1 protein-coding gene is annotated in these 1,003 nt (G+C 48.6%); it reads right to left on the bottom strand.

Annotated features, from left to right (window positions below):
* Positions 1 to 295: 295 nt before the first annotated feature.
* Positions 296 to 1,003: tyrosine--tRNA ligase (gene tyrS, locus B2067_RS15895; RefSeq protein ID WP_301389107.1), on the bottom strand; the 708-nt coding region annotated here is incomplete at its 5' end.

The raw sequence follows: 1,003 nt of genomic DNA on the forward strand, positions 1-1,003 counted from the left end.
CATCTCAGTAAGCACCCACACGAAATTGTCTGAACAATTTGTTAAAGAACTTTGCTTCGTGTTTCACTCGAAGCGGGCTGCGCATTCTAAAGAGTTAATCTTTGATGTCAACCACTTTTTTCTGACTGGTCCGAAGTGATCCGTTCCGTTCAGAGCGGGGCGCATTATATAGCGATTAAAACCACTGTCAACCCCTTGTTTTTCCTTTGTTTTTTCCGCTTCTGGAAGAAGCCGTGTCAACTCAGGAGCGGCGCATTATAGAGATCTCATCTGCGCCGTCAACAGTCTTTCTGAATTATTTTTCAAGTTCGAACAAATGATGCTTTTTCTTGCCCATGCGAACCATAAAGAAGCGTCCGTACATAGCATTACCAGCACTGAAGATCTCCGTACCTTTCATCAGATCGTCCATACCGTATGCCTGACCGTTTACGATGACGGCATTACGGCCGAGCGCATCTTTAACCTGCTTGCCCTGACCCATGCCCGCTTCAGACAGGATGGCTGTCAGAGGTTTATCTCCAAGACCAGTGATGTCCAGACCACTTGATGGCAATCCATCCTGCTTGATCTGTTCCAATTCACTTTCGGACAATTGCGTGAGATCCCCAGAGAAGAGCGCCTCGGTAATACGACGGGCCGAATCAAGAGCTTCCTGACCATGCACCATTCGGGTTACTTCTTCTGCGAGAATCGGCTGCGCTGTCTTGCGACCTTCAATCGTCGCATCATGCGCTTCGATCTCTGCAATTTTTTCAACCGGCAGGAAGGTGAAGTAACGCAGGAATTTGTAGACGTCAGCATCTGCCGTATTCATCCAGAACTGGTAGAAGGCATAAGGCGAGGTTTTAGAAGGATCCAGCCATACAGCTCCCGATTCTGTCTTACCGAATTTTGTACCGTCAGACTTGGTTACGAGCGGAACAGTGAGACCAAACGTCTGCGCGCCATTCTGACGACGGGAAAGGTCGATACCACCAACGATATTACCCCACTGGTCGGA

The sequence above is a fragment of the Thalassolituus sp. UBA2590 genome, assembly GCF_002339775.1.
GTDB lineage: Bacteria > Pseudomonadota > Gammaproteobacteria > Pseudomonadales > Oceanobacteraceae > Thalassolituus.